16 protein-coding genes and 1 pseudogene are annotated in these 21,410 nt (G+C 56.9%); 8 read left to right on the plus strand and 9 right to left on the minus strand.

Annotation, left to right across the window (positions count from 1 at the left end; all coding sequences use genetic code 11):
- Window positions 1-102: 102 nt before the first annotated feature.
- Window positions 103-2,820 carry a hypothetical protein gene (locus C1A08_RS12850; RefSeq protein WP_101574016.1) on the minus strand — a complete coding sequence of 906 codons (2,718 nt, stop codon included), beginning with the start codon at window positions 2,818-2,820 and terminating at the stop codon, window positions 103-105.
- Between the two features lie 369 nt (window positions 2,821-3,189).
- Here C1A08_RS12850 and C1A08_RS12855 point away from each other — a divergent pair, with 369 nt between their 5' ends.
- The 3 genes from C1A08_RS12855 to C1A08_RS12865 all read left to right on the plus strand — a co-directional run bounded on the left by C1A08_RS12855 (window position 3,190) and on the right by C1A08_RS12865 (window position 7,955).
- On the plus strand, window positions 3,190-6,429 hold the full coding sequence (locus C1A08_RS12855; protein WP_101574018.1) for a glycosyl hydrolase: 3,240 nt from the start codon (window positions 3,190-3,192) through the stop codon (window positions 6,427-6,429).
- A gap of 71 nt (window positions 6,430-6,500) precedes the next feature.
- Entirely contained in the window at window positions 6,501-7,220 is a 720-nt protein-coding gene (locus C1A08_RS12860) for a 4Fe-4S binding protein (protein ID WP_145996584.1), read from the plus strand.
- Window positions 7,221-7,277: 57 nt separating this feature from the next.
- Window positions 7,278-7,955, plus strand: coding sequence for a DUF2461 domain-containing protein (locus C1A08_RS12865; protein ID WP_101574022.1), 678 nt, complete (start codon window positions 7,278-7,280; stop codon window positions 7,953-7,955).
- A gap of 11 nt (window positions 7,956-7,966) precedes the next feature.
- Here the strand turns inward: C1A08_RS12865 and C1A08_RS12870 are convergent, their stop codons facing one another.
- The 7 genes from C1A08_RS12870 to mtaB form a co-directional block, all read right to left on the minus strand.
- On the minus strand, window positions 7,967-8,617 hold the full coding sequence (locus tag C1A08_RS12870) for a lactate utilization protein (RefSeq protein ID WP_055205115.1): 651 nt from the start codon (window positions 8,615-8,617) through the stop codon (window positions 7,967-7,969).
- 152 nt (window positions 8,618-8,769) lie between these two features.
- Complete coding sequence (floA, locus tag C1A08_RS12875; protein WP_101574024.1) at window positions 8,770-9,735, minus strand: flotillin-like protein FloA; 966 nt, start codon at window positions 9,733-9,735, stop codon at window positions 8,770-8,772.
- 27 nt (window positions 9,736-9,762) lie between these two features.
- Window positions 9,763-10,269 (minus strand): NfeD family protein, encoded by a 507-nt coding sequence (locus C1A08_RS12880; RefSeq protein WP_055205169.1) that lies wholly within the window; start codon window positions 10,267-10,269, stop codon window positions 9,763-9,765.
- Window positions 10,270-10,431: 162 nt separating this feature from the next.
- Window positions 10,432-11,994: a sporulation protein gene (locus tag C1A08_RS12885; RefSeq protein ID WP_101574026.1), complete on the minus strand. Its 1,563-nt coding sequence runs from the start codon at window positions 11,992-11,994 to the stop codon at window positions 10,432-10,434.
- Between the two features lie 60 nt (window positions 11,995-12,054).
- On the minus strand, window positions 12,055-13,500 hold the full coding sequence (locus C1A08_RS12890; RefSeq protein WP_180951588.1) for a TrkH family potassium uptake protein: 1,446 nt from the start codon (window positions 13,498-13,500) through the stop codon (window positions 12,055-12,057).
- A 6-nt stretch (window positions 13,501-13,506) separates the two neighbouring features.
- Window positions 13,507-14,259 (minus strand): hypothetical protein, encoded by a 753-nt coding sequence (locus C1A08_RS12895; protein ID WP_055205118.1) that lies wholly within the window; start codon window positions 14,257-14,259, stop codon window positions 13,507-13,509.
- 53 nt (window positions 14,260-14,312) lie between these two features.
- Window positions 14,313-15,620 carry a tRNA (N(6)-L-threonylcarbamoyladenosine(37)-C(2))-methylthiotransferase MtaB gene (gene mtaB / locus C1A08_RS12900; protein ID WP_101574028.1) on the minus strand — a complete coding sequence of 436 codons (1,308 nt, stop codon included), beginning with the start codon at window positions 15,618-15,620 and terminating at the stop codon, window positions 14,313-14,315.
- A 121-nt stretch (window positions 15,621-15,741) separates the two neighbouring features.
- On the opposite strand from mtaB, the gene C1A08_RS12905 reads away from it, so the two are divergent.
- Genes C1A08_RS12905 through fmt form a run of 5 tightly spaced genes read left to right on the plus strand, consistent with a single transcriptional unit; the run spans window position 15,742 to window position 20,708 of the window.
- Window positions 15,742-16,581 carry a metal ABC transporter permease gene (locus tag C1A08_RS12905; RefSeq protein ID WP_055205120.1) on the plus strand — a complete coding sequence of 280 codons (840 nt, stop codon included), beginning with the start codon at window positions 15,742-15,744 and terminating at the stop codon, window positions 16,579-16,581.
- Window positions 16,565-18,037, plus strand: coding sequence for an LptF/LptG family permease (locus tag C1A08_RS12910; RefSeq protein WP_101574029.1), 1,473 nt, complete (start codon window positions 16,565-16,567; stop codon window positions 18,035-18,037). The genes C1A08_RS12905 and C1A08_RS12910 overlap by 17 nt, the downstream gene beginning before the upstream one ends.
- A 42-nt stretch (window positions 18,038-18,079) precedes the next feature.
- Entirely contained in the window at window positions 18,080-19,312 is a 1,233-nt protein-coding gene (locus C1A08_RS12915; RefSeq protein WP_055205122.1) for a bifunctional 3,4-dihydroxy-2-butanone-4-phosphate synthase/GTP cyclohydrolase II, read from the plus strand.
- Between the two features lie 30 nt (window positions 19,313-19,342).
- Window positions 19,343-19,723 (plus strand): VOC family protein, encoded by a 381-nt coding sequence (locus tag C1A08_RS12920; protein WP_101574049.1) that lies wholly within the window; start codon window positions 19,343-19,345, stop codon window positions 19,721-19,723.
- Between the two features lie 16 nt (window positions 19,724-19,739).
- The gene (fmt, locus tag C1A08_RS12925; protein ID WP_101574031.1) at window positions 19,740-20,708 is read left to right on the plus strand and encodes a methionyl-tRNA formyltransferase; all 969 of its coding nucleotides are present in this window, start codon (window positions 19,740-19,742) and stop codon (window positions 20,706-20,708) included.
- Between the two features lie 25 nt (window positions 20,709-20,733).
- On the opposite strand, the pseudogene C1A08_RS13170 reads toward fmt, so the two are convergent.
- Window positions 20,734-21,410: pseudogene (locus tag C1A08_RS13170) on the minus strand (hypothetical protein); the annotation flags it as partial.

Raw genomic sequence — 21,410 nt, forward strand, 5'->3', positions numbered from 1 at the left:
TTTTCGTATTTCGCACCGACGCGGCGTCGGCGATCCGGCAGGCGATCTTCGTGGGAGCGTAAGGCGTGTCGTCCGCATTCGGATTCTCGGGAATCCGAATGTTTAGAATTCGAGCCGTATTTCAGTCTCTCCGTCGAAAGGGCGGACGACGACCGTTTCGTCGTCCGCGTTATATGTGCCGCCCGTTACCCGCACGGGTTTTTTCCCTTCGGGATGCGGCAGCCTGATTTTCACGCAGGCGGGTTTCCGGGCCGGGTCGCATCGAACGCTGGCTTCGATCCGGTTGTTGCGGACGTTCGATACCGCCCGGACGTTCAGCGGCCCGAAATAGCTTTGCACGCCGCTCAGTTCGATTCGATCGCCGTCCGCCATCCACCGGCGCGGAATTACCCGGAAGAGATTCAGCGTATCCGCATCCTCCATATAAAGCATCCAGCGGGTTTCCATCAGGAAGTTGGCTTCTTCGTGGGTCTTGTGGGGACTCAGTTTGTAGAGATGCTCCCAGAACGTATAGGTTCCCGGATCGGCGTAGGGGGCCATGGTGTGGTAATAGGTGCTTAGGAAAGGTTTTACCATTCCTTTTTTCGCTTGCAACCAGTTGTGACGGCTGTAATACGGTTGGCTGAAAGTCGAATTTTCCTGGAACATCAGTTCGCTGTGATATTTCAACAACAGATTCGAAACGGGCTCTGCCGGGTCGATTACCTCGCAAAAAACCAGGTACATCGGCCCCAGCATGGCATCCGGGACGGTAAAGGTGCCGTGAGAGCGGAAACATTCGGCCTGTTGGTACAGCAGGCGCGGTCCCGGAGCTTCCGTCCAGGGAGGCGCGGTCGGGCTCCACGTTCCGTCTCCCAGCGGAACGACCGGCGAAAGAGCCATCGTCCGTTCGAGCGATTCGCGGATGTCGTTTCTCCAGTCGGCCGCTTCCTTCTGCAGGCTTTCGGCCTCTTCCGCTCCGATGGCTTCGAATACTTCTCCCATGCGTTTCATGCCGAGGTAACCGTAGCCGTTCAGCATGAATTGGTGGAAATAGTCTTCCGGATCGGCGACCTTTCCGTCGATCATGCCGTATCCGCGTCCTCTGAGGCTGTCCTTTTTACTGCGGTTTCTCCATTCGGTCAGGTAGCGGCAGGCTTTCAGCAAGGCCGGTTTGATTTCCCCGATCCATTCCTTGTCCCGGGTGTAGCGGAAGTATTCGCCCACCGACCACAAAACGGCCCCCGTTTCGACCATATAGCCGTTGTAATTCTCGATTTTTCCATTCTCCTGCTGGGTTTCGATAAAGTAGTTCAATGCCCGCCGGGCCAGGTCGTTCAACCCCATCGAGGCGTAAAATTGAATGATCGGGGCGCTTTCCGTTCCGATCGGAGAGTAAACGCCCACGTTAGCGGCCAGCGTCCCGTCCGGCTCCTGCCCGAAAGTCACCAGGTCCAAATGCAGCAGGCCCGCGCGGACCATCTCGTCGATCCTTTTTTCCGGGACATGGATACGGGCGGCGCGCTCCAGTTTCCCGTTCCAATAGGCCCTGCACGCTTCGTAGCGTTTTTCGAACGACTGTGCGGCCAGTTCTTCGGCCCGCTGTCGGGAGACGGGTTCGTGCGGAATGTAAAAGTTCACTTCGATCCGTTCCCCGGGTTGGAGCAGTACGGCGAGTTCCTCGTTACACAGCGGTTTCCCTTTGATTGTGGAAATACAGAATACCCGGTCCTCCGAGAAAAATGAAAATCCTTTTTCCCGGTCGAATTGATAAGCCGCTCCGATATACAGATTGTTGGTGGGCATTGCCGGGCGGGGGGCCTTGATCCAGGCGTAGCGGGGAACGGCTCCTTCGTTTTCGATTTCCGTCCGGATGTAGAGGACGGCTTCCTCGTCGGCGGGCGGGATCGCGGCCTGTATGTCGGCCAACTGTTTCTGCTGCGTTTCGGTAAATACCCTTCCTCCGGAACGGCTGTCCGAGATCAGGAAGTGGGTTCCCTGCACGTTGCCGGCGTTCAACTCCGACTTTTCGAGCGACACGAACGATACGCTGTGGTAACGGACATCGTCGTCCGTGAGTTCGGAGTGGTAAATGGGAAGTACGCCCTCATCCAGATGCCGGGCGATGTTATCCATGACTCCCACGCCGCGTCCCAGCGCGTACCGGTAGTAGAGCGCCGAAGGGGCCGTTTCCGGCAGTACGACGGGGGAAGAAGAGAAAATCGGACGGATCAGTTTGTCCTCTAATGTGCCGTCCGGCAGCTCTTCCGATATTTCGAACATGCGGATGTCTCTTCCCATGCCGAGCCAGATCGGAACGTTCGACCGGCGGGCGCGTGCCGCCGCGGTTTCGAAAGAGACTTCCGGCTCGGTTTCGATCCGTTCGATCTTGGTACGGCTTTTTCGGGAAAGGATCTCTCGCTCGACCTCCGCATAACAACGGCCGTCTCCGGCCGGGAGTACCGTTACTTTGTAATTCGGAATGTAGATCGGCGTATTCCGGTTTAAGTCCCTCAGGAAAAAGGAGAAGGAACCCTGCGGAGCTTCGACGTGGATCAGAGTCGCCTCCGGTCCGATTTTCGTATCGGCGCTGTCGACGAAGCATTCCAGCCGAGCTCCGGAAGCGTTCCGGATGCGGTAGGCGTTCCCGTCGATCCGGACATTCCCTTTTACGGCTTCGATCCGGGCGATTTTCCCGTTCGTAGCCGAAATGCTTCCCGTTCCGGTTCCCCCTTCCCATTCGATGGTAAAGGAGCCGGTCGTTTTATTTTCGGTTTGTGAAGACAGTTTTCCTCCGACAATCAAAAAAAAACAGAGCGCAACGAGTACTTTTTCCTTCATTTTGTTTAGATTAAGTATTCTACAAAAATAATATTATTTTCGGTTCGTCGCGAATGCGGAACCGAATATTGTCGAATCGGCGGAATTATGTGCGTCCTGCATTCCGCTCGCGTCCTTTCCGGCGGCGGAAACGGCGAAATTCGGACGGATTACCGATAAAAGCTTCGTTGTCGGTACGGGCAAATGATTTTCGTACCGATATTTACACTATATTTGAATGTGCTTTGTCGAACGGGGACGCATGTTTTGTCCGTCGATCCCGAATCATGAAAAGATGACCCGTTGCCCGATCGTCGATTATGCACCCGAGCGGCTTGTGCCGGTTCGGAATACGGATGAATTCCGGTAAACAGAAAAAACTACTAAACTATGTCCCACACTCTATTCGGAGCGCGGCTGATGTTGATCGCCGCCGTGTTTTTAACGGGTTGCCGCAGCGATGCGGGAACCGTTGCTTCGTCCATGCTCGAACGGGGATTCGTCGCCCCGCCCGATTCGGTAAAAATCAGTACGTATTGGTATTGGATTTCCGGAAACGTATCGAAAGAAGGTGTAGCCGAAGACCTGCGATCGATGAAAGCAGCCGGAATCGACCGCGCCTATATCGGCAACATCGGTCACGACGACGTTCCTTACGGGCCGGTCGAGCTGATGAGCGAGCCGTGGTGGGAGATACTGCATACGGCCCTCAAGACCGCGACGGAACTGGATATGGAGATCGGCATTTTCAACTCTCCGGGGTGGAGTCAGTCCGGCGGTCCCTGGGTGAAGCCGGAAGAGTCGATGCGTTATCTGTGCAGTTCGCAGGTGCGGGTCGAGGGCCCTTCGAAGTTTTCGGGCAGGTTGCCGAAGCCCGAAGGGATGATTCAGGACGTGCGCGTGATCGCCTATCCGGTGCCGAAAAACGACGGAGTGCTGCTGAACGGCGCGTCCGGAACGGTGCGTTCCGTACCGGCTTTGCCCGGTATCGGACGGTTGGCCGACGGGGATACGCTTACGTCCGTCCGGCTCCCCGTCGGGAAAACCGCGATCGTTTTCGAGTCGCCGGAGCTTTTTACCGCCCGCAGCATCACCGTACGTCCGGAACACCGCCCGATCGTAGCGAATGCCGTCCTCGAGGCTTTGGACGGGAGCGACTACCGGCCGGTGGCGGAGTTCGATATCAGTCGGTTCAACGAAATGCCCAATGTCGGGTTCGATGTTTATGCTCCCGTTACGATCTCTTTCCCGGCCACGTCTTCCCGGGCGTTCCGCCTTTCGGTCGATAATGCCGGCGGACCCGCCGCCCTGCGCGAGGTGGAACTTTCGGCAGCGGCGCGGGTCGAACGTTACAGCGAAAAAAGTCTGGCTAAAATGCACCAGACTCCTCTGCCGTACTGGAAGGACTACCTTTGGCCCGCTCCGGCCGAAACGGACGATCCTTCGCTGGCGGTCGATCCTGCCGCCGTGCGGGATATCACGGAGTTCGTATCCGGGGACGGAATGTTGACATGGGACGTCCCGGCCGGGGAGTGGGCGATCCTGCGTACCGGAATGGCTTCCACGGGCGTTACGAACAGTCCCGCCGCCCCGGAGGCTACGGGGCTGGAGATCGACAAAATGAACAGGGAGCATGTCCGTACCCATTTCGACGCTTTTATCGGTAAGATTCTCGAGCGGATTCCGGAGGCCGACCGCCGGTCGTTCAAAGTGGTGGTGCAGGATAGTTACGAAACCGGCGGGCAGAATTTTACGGACGATTTCATCGCCCGGTTCGAAAAATGTTACGGATACGATCCGGTGCCGTTTTTGCCGGTGTTCGAAGGCGTCGTGGTCGGAAGCGCCGAAACTTCGGAGCGTTTTCTGTGGGATGTGCGCAGGATGGTGGCCGACGCCGTGTCGTACGAATATGTAGGCGGCATGCGCGAAGTCTGTCACGAACACGGGCTTACCACATGGCTCGAAAATTACGGGCACTGGGGATTTCCGGGCGAGTTCCTGCAGTACGGCGGACAGTCGGACGACGTGGCCGGCGAGTTTTGGAGCGAGGGCGAACTGGGCGATATCGAGAACCGGGCGGCTTCGTCCTGCGCGCATATTTACGGCAAGTCCAGGGTGTATGCCGAGTCGTTTACATGTGCGGGGGCGGCTTTCAGCCGTTATCCGGCCAATATGAAACAGCGTTGCGACCGTTTTTTCGCCGAAGGGATCAACAGCACCCTGCTGACGCTGTTCATCTCGCAGCTCGACGACGGCCGGCTTCCGGGCGTGAATGCCGCTTACGGAAACGAATTCAACCGCAACAACACGTGGTATCCCCAGTTGAATACTTTTATCGAGTACCTGCGTCGCTGCAATTTCATGTTGCAACAGGGGCTGAATATAGCCGACGTGGCCTATTTTGTCGGCGAGGACGCTCCGAAGATGACCGGCGTCGCCGATCCCGCGTTACCTGCCGGTTATCAGTTCGACTATATCAACGGGGAGGTGCTGCGCGACCGGGCGTCTGTGCGCGACGGGTTGCTGACTCTGCCGCACGGAACGCAGTACAGATTGCTGGTGCTTCCCGAACTCGAAACCATGCGGCCGGAACTGCTGACGAAGATCGCCCGGTTGGTAAGGGACGGGGCCGTCGTGCTCGGCCCGTGTCCCGACCGTTCGCCCAGCTTGCAGGGACAGCCCGGCGCCGACCTGCTGGTGCGTGCGCTCGCTTCCGAAATGTGGGCGGAGGTGGACGGAGTGACCCGGAAGTCCCGGCGGTACGGCAAAGGAGCGGTGTTGTCCGGCATGAGCATGGAGGAGGCCCTGGCCTATGTCGACTGCCCGCCGGATCTGAAAACCGATTGCCGCGATATCGTATACGGGCATCGCAGGGTGGGGGAGACGGATATCTATTTCGTGGCGAACCAATCCGCCCGTCCGGTTGCGTTCGAGGCCGGTTTTCGCGTTAGGGGGCTTCGACCGGAGCTGTGGCTTCCCGTTTCGGGTGCGATGCGCCCGCTTCCCGAGTTTACGGTTTCGGACAGGAGCGTTTCGGTTCCGTTGAAGCTGGAGCCTTACGAAAGCGCGTTCGTCGTTTTCCGTGAGCCTGCGCAGGCGTCGGACGCTTCCCGCGGGGGAGTCAACTATCCGGAGCCGGTTCCGGTCGTCGAGATAACCGCTCCCTGGACGGTGGCTTTCGACGCCGCCCGGCGCGGACCCGGAGAGTCCGTAACGATGGATTCCCTGACCGACTGGGCGCTCAGCGACGACGACCGGATCCGGTTCTATTCGGGAACGGCTTCGTATAAGAACCGGTTTACCTGGCAGGCGGCCGATCCTTCCCGGCGGTTGTTGCTCGACCTGGGGTGCGTCGCCGCGATGGCCCGGGTCAGGCTGAACGGACGCGACGTCGGAGGGGTGTGGACTTATCCGTACCGGCTGGACGTAACCGACTTCGTAAAAGAGGGCGGGAACGATCTGGAAATCGAGGTCGTCAATACCTGGGTCAACCGTCTGATCGGCGACAGCGCGTTGCCCGCCGGCGAACGTCCGACGTGGTCTCCGCACAATCCGTGGACCCCGTCGTCGCCGTTGCAGACATCCGGGCTGCTGGGCCCCGTACGTATAGAAAGCGTTTGTTATCAATAAGTCGTAAGAATGTGAGGACGGAAAATATTCACCTGGTATATTTCAGCGCGACTTATACGACCCGGAAGGTCATGAGACAGATCGCCGCGCAAATCGAAGGACGGAAGACGGAGTACGACATTACCCGGAGCGCGCCCGGGGCGGAAGTAACGATGGACGACGGCGACCTGCTGGTAGTGGGTATGCCCGTCTATTCCGGACGCATTCCCGCATCCGCGCTGCCGGCGCTCCGCAAGTTCCGGGGAAACGGGACGCCTGCCGTCGTCGTATGCGTTTACGGCAACCGGGATTACGACGATGCGTTGCTCGAACTGACCGATGTTGTCGGAGAAAACGGATTCAGGGTCGCCGCCGCCGCCGCGTTCGTCGCGCAACACTCCATATTTCCGCAGGTCGGAACGAATCGTCCGGATGAGGAAGACATACGGCGGATCGCCGCATTCGTTCGGCAGTTCCGTCGGAAAATCGATTCTGCGGCCGATTCCGCCTCTTTGCAGGAAGTCGTGCCTCCGGGCGGCCGTCCTTATAAAACGCCGGGGAAAGTGCCGTTGCGACCGACGGGCGGCCGCAAGTGCACGGGGTGCGGCGTATGCGTCGAACGATGCCCCGTACAGGCCATTCCTGCCGGCCGTCCCCGGCAAACGGATCCGCAGAAGTGTATCGCCTGCGGCCGCTGCATCGTCGTATGTCCGGCCCGCGCCCGCCGTTTCGGGGGATTGCTGTATAAAATCGTCCGCCGGAAATTCGTGAAAGCTTATTCCGTGCGGAAGGAGCCGGATATTTATGTGTAGTTCCGCGACCGTCCGGATATTTCGTTATCTTTGTATCCTTACTCAATTCGGATAGGCATGGAAGATATCATACGGTTTCTGGAACAGTTGAGGCGCCATAACAACCGGGAATGGTTCGAAGCGAACAAGCTTTGGTACCGCGACGTAAAGGCCCGGTTCGACGGTTTGGTCGCCCGGCTGATCGACGCGATCGCCGCTTTCGATCCTTCGGTCGCTGGGCTTGCGGTGAAGGACTGCACTTATCGGATTTACCGGGATACGCGGTTCAGTCCGAACAAAGAACCCTACAAAACCCATTTCGGGGCTTATTTTTGTCCTCGCGGGAAAAAGTCGGGGTATGCCGGTTATTATTTCCATGTGGAGCCGCAGGGCGACGGGCTGATCGGCGGTCACCTGCTTTCGGCCGGATTGTATATGCCGGAACCGAACGTGTTGAAAAGCGTCCGGGACGAGATCTTCGATAACGGGGAACGTTTCGCCGCCGCTGTCCGGGGAGCGTCCGGTTTTTCGTTGAACGCGGAGAACCGGCTGAAACGGGCGCCGGCCGGTTTTCCGTCCGACAGTCCGTATGTCGAATACCTGAAACTGAAGGACGTCTATTTGGAAAAGTTCGTCGACGACCGTTTTATGTTGCAGGCGGATCTGGTCGAAAGCGTTGCCCGCGAGTTCCGCGCGACGATGCCTTTCATCGCTCTGTTGAACAGGGCCGTGGATTATGCCCGTGAGGAGATGTAGTCGCCGGTTTGCTAATAGCCCAGATCCTCGTTGATCAGGATGACGGCGATCCGCTCTTTCGGAAAACACTTTTCGAGGATCAACCAGCCGTTGCAAATCCGGTCGGGACTGTTGCAGTCGTGACACCGGGCGGTCGTCCGGCAGGGCGTTTTGAATGTCGCATGAGCGAGGGCGTTCATCGGGGCGGCGAGGGTCTTGATCCGCTGGCGGGCCGATTCGAGGTCGGGAGTCAACTTGTTCCGCCCGATGAACAACAGGACGTGTTCTGGCCCGAATGCGACCGCCGCGATGCGGTTGCCGATCATATCCAGCCATACCAATTCCCCCTTTTCTGTCACGGCATTCGCTCCGGTCAAAAACAGATCGGACAGCAGGGCCTGCCGTCTGGTCAGGAGATTCTCGGCGCGTTCTTTCGACGGGTCGAATCCGTCGATCAGCGTGCGCCGGTCGTCCTGCCGGATGACGTTCAGGATTCCGCTGCGGTGCATGGTGCGCGAATCGGCATAACCTATCGTACGGGGAGCCAGCTTTTCGATGATCTCCGCCGCCGCGTTTGCCGCATCTTCGATCCGGTCTACGACGATTGCCGAGAATCCGTTTTTAGTCAGCGCTTTCGCACAACTTTCCAGGCGTGTCAGCCAGTATTTTTCGGATGGATTCATGTTTTTCGTATTCTGGTTTCAGATCCGGAAACGATTCGGACGTTGCAATGTTAGGGATTTCCGCCTGAAAAAACAAATAGAGGCGGGGATAACGAAAAACTCCGCGAAGAGATCCTCTTCGCGGAGTTTTCATACCGGTGTACGGCCGGATGTTATTTTTTATCCGGCTTCACGATCCCTTCGCGCATGTGGGTGTCGGCCTGGATGTTCTGTATTTTGTAGTAATCCATCACGCCGAGATTGCCGTTGCGGAAGGCTTCCGCGATCGCCATCGGGATTTCAGCCTCGGCCAGGATGACTTTGGCCCGCGCTTCCTGCGCTTTGGCTTTCATCTCTTGTTCCAGCGCTACGGCCATCGCCCGTTTCTCTTCGGCTTTGGCCTGCGCGATGTTCTTGTCGGCATTGGCCTGGTCCATCTGCAAGAAAGCGCCGATGTTCTTGCCCACGTCGATATCGGCGATGTCGATCGACAGGATTTCGAAGGCGGTTCCCGCATCCAGTCCCTTTTCGAGTACTACCCGCGAGATGAAATCCGGATTCTCAAGCACGGTCTTGTGCGACGTCGACGAACCGATCGACGATACGATCCCTTCGCCCACGCGGGCCAGCACGGTGTCCTCGCCGGCGCCTCCGACCAGTTGTTTGATATTCGCCCGTACCGTTACGCGGGCTTTGGCGATCAGTTGGATGCCGTCTTTGGCTACGGCCGCTACCGGAGGGGTGTTGATCACTTTCGGGTTGACCGACATCTGTACGGCTTCCGCCACGTTACGGCCGGCCAGGTCGATGGCCGCCGCCATCCGGAAGTCGAGCGTAATGTTGGCTTTTTGCGCCGAGATCAGAGCCGTCACGACGTTGGGCACGTTGCCGCCCGCCAGGAAGTGCGCTTCCAGGTCGTTGGAGGTCAGATGCAGACCCGCTTTGGTTCCGGCGATCATCTGGTTGACGATGACCGAGGGCGGCACCTTGCGGAACCGCATCAGCACCAGTTGCAGCAGACTGATGCGTACTCCCGATACGAGGGCCGAAAACCATAGCCCGATCGGAATAAAGTATAAAATGAACCATAACAGAACGAGCGCGACGAACGCAATCACCCAAATACCAAATCCTTCCATAGTCATATTTTTAGTGTTTTTGTGTTTTTAATCGAGCGGTTCGGAAAATGTTCCCCGGTATCCGGCCGCGGAATCAACCCGCCTTACGATGACGGCGGTATTGTCGTAGCCGATCACTTCGATCGCCTGGTGCGGGTCGATGTAGGCGTCCACGGATTTTGCTTCGATGGTCACTTCGCCGAGCTGCACTTTACCCATCGGAGCGAGTCGGGTCAGCGTTTCGCCCCGTTGTCCGACATGGATGTCCTGCTGTTCGGGGGTAGGGGTAGACGTGCTGTCCACGGTCGCTTTCAGCGAGAAACGGCGCCATGTATTGGCTCTGAGCGAAACGACTACCGCGATGACGCAGAGGATCACGATCGTTGCGAGGATCAGTGCGCCGCCCATTACGCCGTATTGCATGAAACCGTAAAATGCGGCCGCCAGAAATGCGACGAATGCTCCGATCCCGGCGACACTGATTCCCGGCAGCAGTACCAGTTCCGCTACCAGCAACAGTACGCCCACGACGATCAGCGCGACGATTAACCACATAAGCCTGTTTTTATCAGATTTTATCCCGGGCGGGAAATTCTTTTCCAAGGTACGGATTTTTTGGAAACCTGCAAAAGAACCGGTCGAAAATAAGGTGAAAAACAAATGCCTTCCGTTTTTTACCGGGGAAGGCATCGTTTTTAGGGGGCGCGGAACCGGTCGCTAATAGTCGAGGGCCAATACGGTCGCGCTACCCTGCGAGACTGCATTGATAGCCCGGCACAGCGAATCGGCGGCTTCCTTGCTGTCGAAATTCCCGATCGAATAGAGGTAAGATCCGTCGTCGTTCGTGGCGCGCGAGAGTTCCTTGCCGGCCGCCTGGCTGTCGGTCACTTCTTTGATCGCCTCGCTAATGGTTTCGCCCTGCCCGGCGATCTCTACGCGGTACAGGGTGGAAAGCTCGCCGGCCGTTCCTTCGCCGCCCGTTTCACCGGGAATTTCGAAGCGGCCGTCACGCCATACGACGATTTCCGGTTTGCGGAATCCCATGCTTTTCAGCTTGGCCAGTCCGGCGTCGGCGGCGGCCGCATCGCGGAACGCCCCGGCGAAGTAGCGGAATTTCCCGTCTTCGCTCTTCTCGTAACACAGCGGATAGACTCCCTTGAAGAGCGAAACCGCTTGCTTCTGGGTGAAAGCGCCCAGTTGGATGCGGTATACGGTTCCCTGTCGGTATACTTCCATTTCCGGGATCGGGTTTGAGGCGTTGTATTTCGACGGGCTGGCCCGTTCGATATCGGCGTATTCGATGAAAATACGCTCTTTAGGAGCTATTTTCGGCAGGTCGTAGTGCAGTTTGCCGAAAATTTCGGCCTGTTTGTTCACCGAGTCCCGGGCCGCCGTGTATCCGAGGATTCCGGCCAGGGCCTCCTCGTAGCCGAGCAGCAGCCGTTTGTTCAGCGGGTAGCCGTAAACGGTTTCCGAGGCTACGCTGTCCTGCATCGCGGCGATTTGCTGGCGGTTGTTGCGGAATTGCGTGCCGAATTTGTCCAGCATCTCGTTCTTGCCCATCTTGTCGAGCAGGTAGTTGTAAGCGTAGGTCTTGTTGTCGTAAATGTAATTCCAGACATGCGACAGCGAGTCGCTGAGCGCCCGGTTCAGCGATCCGATCGATTCCAGTTGCGCATAGGTCTCTTCGGCCAGCGTTTTGTTGGCGGTCGTGTCGTACAGGGTTGCCAGCGAGTCTGCTTTCCGGTAGTTTTCCAGATAGGTTCCCAGCAGTTTCAGCGGCAGCGGTTCGAGTTCCTGCGCGTGCCGCAGCGCTTTGTAATCCTGCTCCGACAGGTTTTCTTTGAAGTAGACGTTGTAGACCAGATTCGGAGTTTGTTTTCCGCCCGCCGGAGCCGGAGTGCCGGCTGCCGCCGGATTTTCGGCCGTGCCGTTCAGATTCTTTAGGATGAAGTCCTGCTCGATCGCTCCGATTTCATTGGCCGTGACTCCCTGCTGATTCCGGATTTCGAAGAGTTCTTTTTCGAGTTGCAGGATTTTGGTTCCGAGCTGTTCTTTTTCCGAATCGGTGGTTTCGGCGGTAAAAAGTTTGCGCGTGTCGTTGATGACCTGCACGACCGAATCTTCGGTTCGGTGCAGACGCTGTTCCTGTTCGAGCAGGGACATGTATTTCGCATTGCTTTCCAGTCCCGCTACGCGCGCCGTGACCTGCTGTCCTTGCAGTCCGGTCGAGAGGGCAACCGCAAACAACGTAACAAATAGCTGACTCAGTCTGTACATGGCAATATCAATCTAACTGCAAAAATATATTTTTTAACGACACGGACATACGGCCCGGCGTCATTTCCACTTGTTCAAAAAGAAAAGCTGGATGAATCCGAAAATTTCGAACCGTCCCAGCAGCATCATGATCGTGGCGATGAATTTCACCATCCCCGGCATCTCGTGGTAGTTGCCCATCGAACCGACCTGCCCGAACCCGGCTCCTGCATTCGCCATGCTGGCTACCGTCATGCTGAAGCTGGTTTCAAGATCGATGCCGAAAGCGGCTACCACGACCGTTCCGATCCCCAGCAGCATCAGGTACAGCACGATAAAAAGCATCGCCATGTTGACCGTATTGTTCTCCTGGATCACTCCATTGAGTTTCACCCGGATGATGGCGTTCGGATGTTGCCGCTGAATGATGGCGGCTTTCATCGCTTTGAACGACAGTAGAATACGGTCGCATTTGATGCCGCCTGCGGTCGACCCGGCGCAGGCGCACTGGATCGTGAACAGCATCAGCACGACGATGGCAAGCGGCGTCCATACCGACGAGTCGGCCGTGGCGAAACCGGTGGTCGAGGCGACCGATATAATCTGGAATAGGCTGTATCTTAGTGAAATCCATATATTCGGATAGATGTCCGTCAGCCACAGGCTGATCGCAATGACGACGCCTCCCGCGAGTGTCGAAAAAATGTAGTATTTGCTGATTTCCGATTTGAAGATGTTGTTGTTCTTGCCGGTCAGCGTGCCGTATATCAGGCCGAAATGCAGTCCGGAGACCAGCATGAAGAACATCACGATGAATTCGACCCCGGCGTTGTTGAACGACGCGATGCTCGAATTGCGGGTGCAGAACCCGCCGGTAGCGATGGTCGAGAACGAGTTGCAGACCGCGTCGAACCAGCCCATCCCGACGATCTTCAGCAGCACGGTCTGGATCAGCGTCAATCCGACGTAAACGACGATCAGGATTTGCAGCGTTTTCTGGGTGCGGTACCGGAAATTGTCCTTGGCCATCGACGACAGTTCGACGCTCGAAAGTCGCATCTTGGTCGAGCCCATCGACGGCAGCACGACCAGAACGAACATCACGACCCCGACGCCTCCCAACCAGTGTGTCGACGCCCTCCAGAACAGCAGTCCTTTGGGTAGCGCTTCGACGTTGCTCAGCGACGTAGACCCGGTCGTCGTGAAGCCCGAAACGCTTTCGAACCATGCGTCGGCCAGCGTGAATTCGCCGCCCCAGAGCATGTAGGGCAGCATACACATCAGGCACGACATCAGCCACGCCCCGACCACCACGCCATAGCCTTCGGAGCTCGATATCTGTTCGCCGCCCTGCACGAAGATCAGCGGGAAGGCTCCGAGGATCGCCGTCAGCAGGAAACTCTGCAACAGCGGGTAGAAAGCGGTATCCATGCCGTTCAGCAGCGAAACGCAAGCCGACAGCAGCAGGAACGCCGCGTTCAGCAGCAAGATGAGACCGATGTATCTGAGTACGATGTTCAACCGCATGTCCGACTATTCGTTTCGTTTGCTTTTTTGCTGATCGATCAGTTTTTCGATGGATTCCTTCAGCCGGAACATTTCATCCCGGCCCTCGACGTTCACCTTGAACGGGATTTTCGAATTCAGGTAATTTTTCAGCGCGTCGGTGATTTTCAGCACCGGGGAGATGTAGTACAGGTTGATGAAATAGAAAAATACCACGACGATCAGAATGCCGATCAGCAGCGCGATGAAGCCCGGCATCGTAGCGCGGTAGGCGTTGTCTTCGAGCCGCTGGGCTTTGACGTCCATGATGCGCTGCGAGGAGACCATGAAATTTTTGATCGACGTGGTCAGGTCGGCATACGACGTTTCGTAGATGTTGACGTACCAGCCGACGCTGTTTTTGTGCAGGCTGTCGCTGAGGTAGGCGTCGACGATCCGGTTGTAGGCGACGTTGGCGGCGTAGATCGAGTCGAACCCTTGTAGGTCGCGGATCAGCACGTTGGCTTCGCGCATCGACGAATCGAATTTTTGCCGGCCGACGATCAGCATCGAGTCGCTGTTGCGGCTGCCCGAGACGATCATCTGCAGCAGTGCGGTGTTCTGATCCTGCACGGCGTCCAGCATCGTTTTCGACAGTTCCATGTTGCGGAAGCTGGCTCCCAGCATACTGTGCGTCGAATGGCTCAGCCTGCTGAGCTCGAAGTAGGAAATGATTCCCGAAAAGAAAAGCAGCAGGGCCAACGAAAGGAAGCCCAACCGTATTTTGTTTTTCAAACCCATGCCCGATTGTCGTTGTTCAAGATTACAAATATAAACAATTTGGCGTACTTACGCTATTCCCGGCCGAGAATAGCCGCATCCATTACCTCTTCACCGTCCGTCGCAGTCAGTTTCACCGGCGTGATCGTATTGATTAGCGCACGGTCGAACGGCGTGCGGACTTTGACGTAGTTGCCTGTGTATCCGTACATATATCCGTTGCGACGCGTGCTTTCCCACAATACTCGCGCTTGCGTTCCGACCTGCTTTTCGTAAAAAGCGCGGTGCAAACGTTCCGACAGCGCGCCGAGCTCGGCGGCCCGTCGTTCGGCGACCGGCGGCGGAACCCGGTTCGGGAATCCGGCGGCGGGGGTGTCGGGACGCGCGGAGTAGGGGAAAACGTGCAGGAATGCCGGGGCGAGACGTTCGAGGAAACGGTAGGTGTCGGCGAAGTCTTCGTCCGTTTCGCCCGGGAATCCGACGATCACGTCGATACCGAGGAATACGTCCGGCACGGCGCGGCGCACCGCAGCGATCCGGTCGGCGAACTGCGCCGTGTCGTACCGGCGGCGCATCAGCGCCAGGATGCGGTCGCTTCCGCTCTGGATCGGAATGTGAAAATGCGGCTGGAATCGTTTCGAAGCCGCTGTGAAAGCGATGACCTCGTCGGTCAGCAGGTTCGGCTCGATCGACGAAATGCGGTAGCGATCGATGCCTTCGACCCGGTCGAGGGCCCGCAACAGGTCGATGAACGGTTCGCCGGTCGTTCGGCCGAAATCGCCGGTGTTGATACCCGTCAGTACGATTTCGCGTTGACCCTGCGCGGCGATTCGCTGCGCTTCGGCCGCGAGATCGGCGATCGGGAGGTTGCGGCTGGCGCCGCGCGCCAGCGGAATCGTGCAGTAGCTGCAATGGTAATTGCACCCGTCCTGTACTTTCAGGAACGAGCGGGTGCGGTCGCCGGTCGAGAACGCGGCGAAAAAGTTCGTCAGTTCGCCGGCTTCGCAGGTGTGTACCGATGCTTTGCGTTTGGCGCCGAGTGCGGATACCCGTTCGTAGATCGAGCCTTTGTCGTTGTTGCCGATCACCAGGTCGACCCCGTCGATGGCGGCCAGATCCTGCGGTCGCAGCTGGGCGTAGCATCCGGTGACCGCGACGATGGCATCGGGATTCGTCCGGACGATCCGGCGCACGATGTTGCGGCACTTTTTGTCGGCATGTTCAGTGACCGAACAGCTGTTGACGACATATACGTCGGCGGTTTCCCCTTGCCGGGCGCGTACGAAGCCGCCCGCTTCGAATTCGCGGGCGATGGTCGACGTCTCGGAGAAATTGAGCTTGCAGCCCAATGTGTAAAAACCTACTTTTTTAGCGGATGACATGGCGTTGTATTTCGATACCGGCGCAAAGGTACAAAACCGCCGCCTAATTTTTGCCGCTTATGCCGCATTGTGGAAGAATTCCCGAAAAAAACGCGTAGCTTTGTAGTTCGATCGACGGTTTATGGATTTCTTTTACGAACTTTTTCAGTACAGGTTTCTGACCCATGCGACGCTCGCCTGCCTGTTGTGCGGTCTGGCCTGCGGCATGGTCGGTACGTACGTGGTGTGCCGCCGGCTGGTTTTCCTCAGCGGCGGGATCACCCATTCGTCGTTCGGCGGGATCGGGATCGCCTACTATTTCGGGCTGAATCCGATTGCCGGCGCGTTCTGTTTCGCGGTGCTGTCGGCGTTCGGGATCGAAGCCTTTACGGCCGGCAAACGGATCCGCGAGGATTCGGCGATCGGCCTGATCTGGTCGCTCGGCATGGCCGTCGGGATTATCTTCGTATACCTGACGCCGGGATACGCTCCGAACCTGATGAGTTTCCTGTTCGGGAATATACTGAGCGTCACCTCCTCCGACCTGATCTGGATGGGGATCGTCGACCTGGCGATCGTGATCGTTTTCGCCGTCTGGTACCGGCCGATCTTGTACGTGGCTTTCGACCGGGAGTATGCCCGCAGCCAGAATATGCCGACGCGGTTGATCGGTTACCTGATGTCGGCGCTGATCGCCGTGACGATCGTCATTTCGATCCGCGTGGTGGGGATCGTTCTGCTGATCTCGCTGCTGACCATGCCCGCGGTGATCGCCAACCAGCTGACCCGCTCGTTCGGACGGATCATGGCCGGGGCTTCGGCGATCGGCGTGCTCGGTTCGTTCGCCGGGCTTTATGTCAGCTACAAGGGCGATATTCCGTCGGGCGCGTCTACAATATTTATACTGACCGTTACGCTTATTATTGTAAAACTATTACCTTTGCGTGACTTTATGCGGAAGCGGGATGAAAACGGTACATAAGCTCATATTGAAATCGTACGTAGGGCCGATGGTGCTCACCTTCTTCATCGTCCTGTTCGTTTTTATCATGCAGTTCATGTGGCGCTATATCGACGAACTGGTCGGCAAGGGGCTCGGCATGGGCGTGATTATGGAGCTGATGATGTACGCCGCCATCACGCTGATACCGATGGTGTTGCCGCTTGCGACGCTGTTCGCCGCCGTGATGACGATGGGCAACATGGGGGAAAATTACGAGTTGCTCGCGCTGAAATCCGCCGGCGTATCGCTGCCGAGGATCATGCGGCCGCTGATCGTACTGGTCTTTTTCGTCGCCGTCGGCAGTTTTTTCGTCGCCAACAATCTGGTGCCGATGGCGATGCGGAAGATGTCGGCGCTGATCTACGACATCCGGCAGCAGAAACAGGTCATCGAGTTCAAGGACGGGCTCTTTTTCAATCTCGACAACGACATGAGCATCCGGGTCGACCACCAGGACCCGAAGACGAAGCTGCTGACCGATATCCTGATCTACGATACGCGCAATACCAATATAAACGGCAAGATGGGGACGATCGTAGCCGACTCCGGCTACATTTCGCTGTCCGACGACAAGCGTTTTCTGCTGGCCACGCTGTATAACGGCGAGATGCACGAAGAGGTGCGCAACTACCAGTGGATGAAAGATAATACGCTGGAACGCCGTTATTTCGACGTTTACAACATGGTGATCCCGATGTCGGGTTTCGATTTTTCCCGAACCGACATGTCGCTGTTCAACAACAGCCAGACCAAAAATACGAAAGAACTTTCGGCCGGGATCGACTCGCTGGAGAAAGTCAGCGCGGCGGCGGCCAGCGCCTCCTACCAGCCGCTGATCACCACCTTCATTTTCCCTTTCGACCAGGGACTCGGCGCCGATTCGATCGCTCCGTTGCACGGGCGGCCCGTTTATCTGAATGCTCACATCGACAGCATGGGCCTGAAAGACCGGCAACGGATTTACAACGAGGCGCTCAACAAAGCGCGCAACTCCCGCAGTTTTTACTCCTTCGACGAGGTGACCTCGAAAGACGCCCTCACGCAGCTCTACAAATTTAAGGTCGAGTGGCATAAAAAAATGGCCCTGCCGGTTTCGATCATGATCTTTTTCCTGATCGGAGCGCCTTTGGGAGCGATCATCCGCAAAGGGGGGCTGGGGATGCCGGTCGTCGTATCGGTCGGTTTCTTCGTAATCTATTACATCATTACGATCACCGGCGAGAAGATGGCGCGCGAGGGCTCGTGGAACTCTTTTATCGGGATGTGGATCGCTACGTTCATCCTACTGCCGATTTCCGTCTACCTGACCTATAAAGCGACCAACGATTCGAACCTGTTCAACGCCGAATGGTACCTCGCCCATACCCGGAAGATCCGCGGATTTTTTAAACGGATATTCCCGCGAAAACGGCGTATGCAGCCGGAGAACCGGTAACCGTACGAAAACCGAAAATTAAAAATACAAAATCGAAATATCATGTCACAAGAACAAAACAACGAAAAGATTCTCAGCAGTGTGGACGAAGCGATCGAAGATATCCGCGCGGGCAAAGTCGTCATCGTGGTCGATGACGAGGATCGGGAGAACGAAGGCGATTTTATCGTCGCCGGCGAAAAGATCACCCCGGAGATCGTCAATTTCATGCTTCACAACGGCCGCGGCGTGTTGTGCGCTCCGTTGACCGAAGACCGCTGTCGGGAACTGGATCTGGAGATGCAGGTTGCCAACAATACGTCGCTGCTCGGTACGCCTTTCACGGTGTCGGTCGATTTGCTCGGACACGGTTGTACGACCGGCGTGGCTGCGACCGACCGCGCGGCTACGGTGCGGGCGCTGGTCGATCCTGCCACCAAGGCGTCCGATCTGGGCCGTCCGGGGCATATTTTCCCGCTCCGGGCGCGTAACAAAGGGGTGCTCCGCCGTCCGGGTCATACCGAAGCGGTGATCGACCTGACGCGGATGGCCGGACTGACTCCCGGCGGCGCGCTGATCGAGATCATGAACGAAGACGGTACGATGGCCCGTCTGGGCGATTTGCGGAAAATCGCTCAGCAATTCGGCCTGAAGATCGTTTCGATCGCCGATATCATCGCTTACCGCCTGAAAACCGAATCGATCGTAGAGCGGGGCGAAATGGTGGATATGCCGACGGCATGGGGACATTTCAAGCTGATCCCGTTCCGCCAGACGAGCAACGGGCTGGATCATGTGGCCTTGATCAAAGGGGAGTGGGAGCCGGACGAACCGGTGCTGGTGCGCGTGCATTCTTCGTGCGTGACGGGCGATATTTTCGGTTCGTGCCGCTGCGATTGCGGAGCCCAGTTGCACGAAGCGATGAAAATGGTCGAGCAGGAAGGAAAAGGCGCGGTCGTCTATCTGAATCAGGAGGGCCGGGGAATCGGCTTTTTCAATAAAATGAAAGCCTATAAATTGCAGGAAGAAGGGTACGATACCGCCGAAGCCAATGTCAAACTGGGTTTCGGGGTCGACGAGCGCGATTACGGAGTCGGAGCCAGCATTCTGCGCGAGATCGGTATCCGGAACATGCGGCTGATGACCAACAATCCGCAGAAACGCGCCGGGCTGGAAGGCTACGGCCTGCGAATCGTCGAGAATGTCCCGATCGTGATCGCTCCGAATCCGTACGACGAAAAATACCTTCGCACCAAAGAGCAGGTGATGGGGCACCGGCTCGGATTGTTTAAGTAATAACGGATAATACGCTGTGGTCTAATGGGAATAGCTGTTGCTCATATAGCGCTTTGGACGAACCGTCTGGAAGAACTGCGGGATTTTTACGTGCGTTATTTCGACGGGGAGAGCGGCCCCGTATACCGTAATCCGGCCAAGGGATTCGAGTCTTTTTTCGTCCGTTTCGAAGGTGGCGTCGCGTTGGAACTGATGCGGAGGACGGATGTCCGGGATTCGGACGAAGGCGAGCATACCGGCTTTTGTCACGTCGCGTTCGGCGTCGGCAGCCGCGAAGCGGTGTGCAGCCTGACCGAACGGTTGCGGCGGGACGGGTATCGGATCGCCGGCGAACCGAGGCAGACCGGGGACGGATACTTCGAGAGCGTCGTTTGCGACCCCGACGGCAACCGGATCGAGATCGTAGCTTAACGGGATATTTAGAGATATGGACAGCAAGAAACTGCGTATCGTTTATATGGGTACCCCCGATTTTGCGGTGGCCCCGTTGCGGAGATTGGTGGAAGCGGGTTATCACGTCGTCGGCGTCGTGACGATGCCCGACAAACCGGCAGGACGCGGGCTGCATTTGCAGCAGTCGGCCGTCAAGCGGTATGCCGTGGAAGTCGGGTTGCCGGTTTTGCAGCCCGAAAAATTGAAAGATCCGCAGTTCGTCGAGACGTTCCGGGCGTTGCGGCCCGACCTGGGAATCGTGATCGCTTTCCGGATGCTGCCTGAAATTATTTGGTCGATGCCTGAGCTGGGGACGTTTAACCTGCATGCGTCGTTGTTGCCGCAGTACCGGGGGGCCGCGCCGATCAACTGGGCGATTATCAACGGCGAGACGGAGAGCGGCGTCACTACCTTTATGCTGAACCACGAGATAGACAAAGGAGATATCCTGTGCCGGAGCCGTGTCCCGATCGGGCCGGACGAGTGCGCAGGAACCCTGCATGACAAACTGATGGTCGCGGGGACGGATTTGGTCGTCGAGACGGTCGAGAAAATCGCGGCGGGAGACATCGTACCTGTCGGACAGGATGGCATAGCGCCTGCCGAAATCCGGGAGGCGCCGAAAATATTCAAAGACACCTGTCGGATCGACTGGAAGTCCGACCGCCGGACGGTGTTTAACCTGATCCGCGGACTGAGTCCCTATCCGGCCGCATGGAGCGAACTCCGCAGGGACGATGCGGCTCCGCTTGCCGTCAAGATTTACCGTGCTCATCCCGATCCGGATGCGGGAGCGAGGAGCGCTCCCGGAACGATCCTTTCCGACGGAAAAACCTTTCTGAAAGTAGCCTGTGCGGACGGATACGTTTTTCTCGACGAACTGCAGGTGGCCGGTAAAAAGCGTATGCCCGTAGCCGATCTGCTGCGCGGTTTTCAGCGAATCGACGCTTGCGTATTCGTGTAGGAAACAGAAAATGCCGCCGTCGTATTTACCGGGCGGATATATCTTTTCGGTAGCGGCATGTTTTTCCGTCGGGCGTTATTCCCTCGATAGCGATATCGTATTGCTGGTTTTTATGATCGTTTGAGTAGAACTCGATTTGGGCGGTGCCGTCCGGGCCGATTTGCAGATAAGGGTTCCAGTACAGCGTAGTACGGATATCGGGTTTTTCGTCGGCGATCTTTTCGGGCGTATCGTATACCGGACTGTAGAACTCGACGCTTTCGGCATAACCGATCGTGCGGTACATTTTTATTTCGGATCTAATAGCAGAAACCCCTTCTTTTAGGATGATTTCTATGTGGTACGGATACTCTCCTATCATTGCTGTTTCTGTTTTGTGTATATGGTTGATATATAGGACATCATCAACGGTGTAGTCAGTTAAATCACTCAAAGCGCATCCCTTTCCGTTAAGCGATAATGAAACGGGAGCATAAAACATATCAAAAGCCAACTCTTGAGGCATTGGCAATCCTTTTCTTTTTACAAACAAACCTCCCCCCACCCTTACCACTCCCGGCAAGAACATCATGTAGTTATACAGGGACATGGGCTTATATTTAGCGAGCGCAGCAGTGTCGAGTAATGTTCCGTAAGTATTCCCTTTTGGTTTTCTAGGGTCCACAGCCCTTACGACTGCCCCGGGGAGTTCGTATACCTTTT

It is taken from the genome of Alistipes sp. cv1 (assembly GCF_900240235.1).
Lineage (GTDB): Bacteria > Bacteroidota > Bacteroidia > Bacteroidales > Rikenellaceae > Alistipes_A > Alistipes_A hominis.

Bases quoted from the DNA above. Each gene is read 5' to 3' on its own strand.
- C1A08_RS12865 (WP_101574022.1), top strand. From the start codon at position 7,278: ATGGAAGATATCATACGGTTTCTGGAACAGTTGAGGCGCCATAACAAC.
- fmt (WP_101574031.1), top strand. From the start codon at position 19,740: ATGGACAGCAAGAAACTGCGTATCGTTTATATGGGTACCCCCGATTTT.
- C1A08_RS12890 (WP_180951588.1), bottom strand. From the start codon at position 13,500: ATGCGGTTGAACATCGTACTCAGATACATCGGTCTCATCTTGCTGCTG.
- floA (WP_101574024.1), bottom strand. From the start codon at position 9,735: ATGGAAGGATTTGGTATTTGGGTGATTGCGTTCGTCGCGCTCGTTCTG.
- C1A08_RS12885 (WP_101574026.1), bottom strand. From the start codon at position 11,994: ATGTACAGACTGAGTCAGCTATTTGTTACGTTGTTTGCGGTTGCCCTC.
- C1A08_RS12915 (WP_055205122.1), top strand. From the start codon at position 18,080: ATGTCACAAGAACAAAACAACGAAAAGATTCTCAGCAGTGTGGACGAA.
- C1A08_RS12855 (WP_101574018.1), top strand. From the start codon at position 3,190: ATGTCCCACACTCTATTCGGAGCGCGGCTGATGTTGATCGCCGCCGTG.
- C1A08_RS12860 (WP_145996584.1), top strand. From the start codon at position 6,501: ATGAGACAGATCGCCGCGCAAATCGAAGGACGGAAGACGGAGTACGAC.
- C1A08_RS12850 (WP_101574016.1), bottom strand. From the start codon at position 2,820: ATGAAGGAAAAAGTACTCGTTGCGCTCTGTTTTTTTTTGATTGTCGGA.
- C1A08_RS12880 (WP_055205169.1), bottom strand. From the start codon at position 10,269: ATGTGGTTAATCGTCGCGCTGATCGTCGTGGGCGTACTGTTGCTGGTA.
- mtaB (WP_101574028.1), bottom strand. From the start codon at position 15,620: ATGTCATCCGCTAAAAAAGTAGGTTTTTACACATTGGGCTGCAAGCTC.
- C1A08_RS12895 (WP_055205118.1), bottom strand. From the start codon at position 14,259: ATGGGTTTGAAAAACAAAATACGGTTGGGCTTCCTTTCGTTGGCCCTG.
- C1A08_RS12905 (WP_055205120.1), top strand. From the start codon at position 15,742: ATGGATTTCTTTTACGAACTTTTTCAGTACAGGTTTCTGACCCATGCG.
- C1A08_RS12870 (WP_055205115.1), bottom strand. From the start codon at position 8,617: ATGAATCCATCCGAAAAATACTGGCTGACACGCCTGGAAAGTTGTGCG.
- C1A08_RS12910 (WP_101574029.1), top strand. From the start codon at position 16,565: ATGAAAACGGTACATAAGCTCATATTGAAATCGTACGTAGGGCCGATG.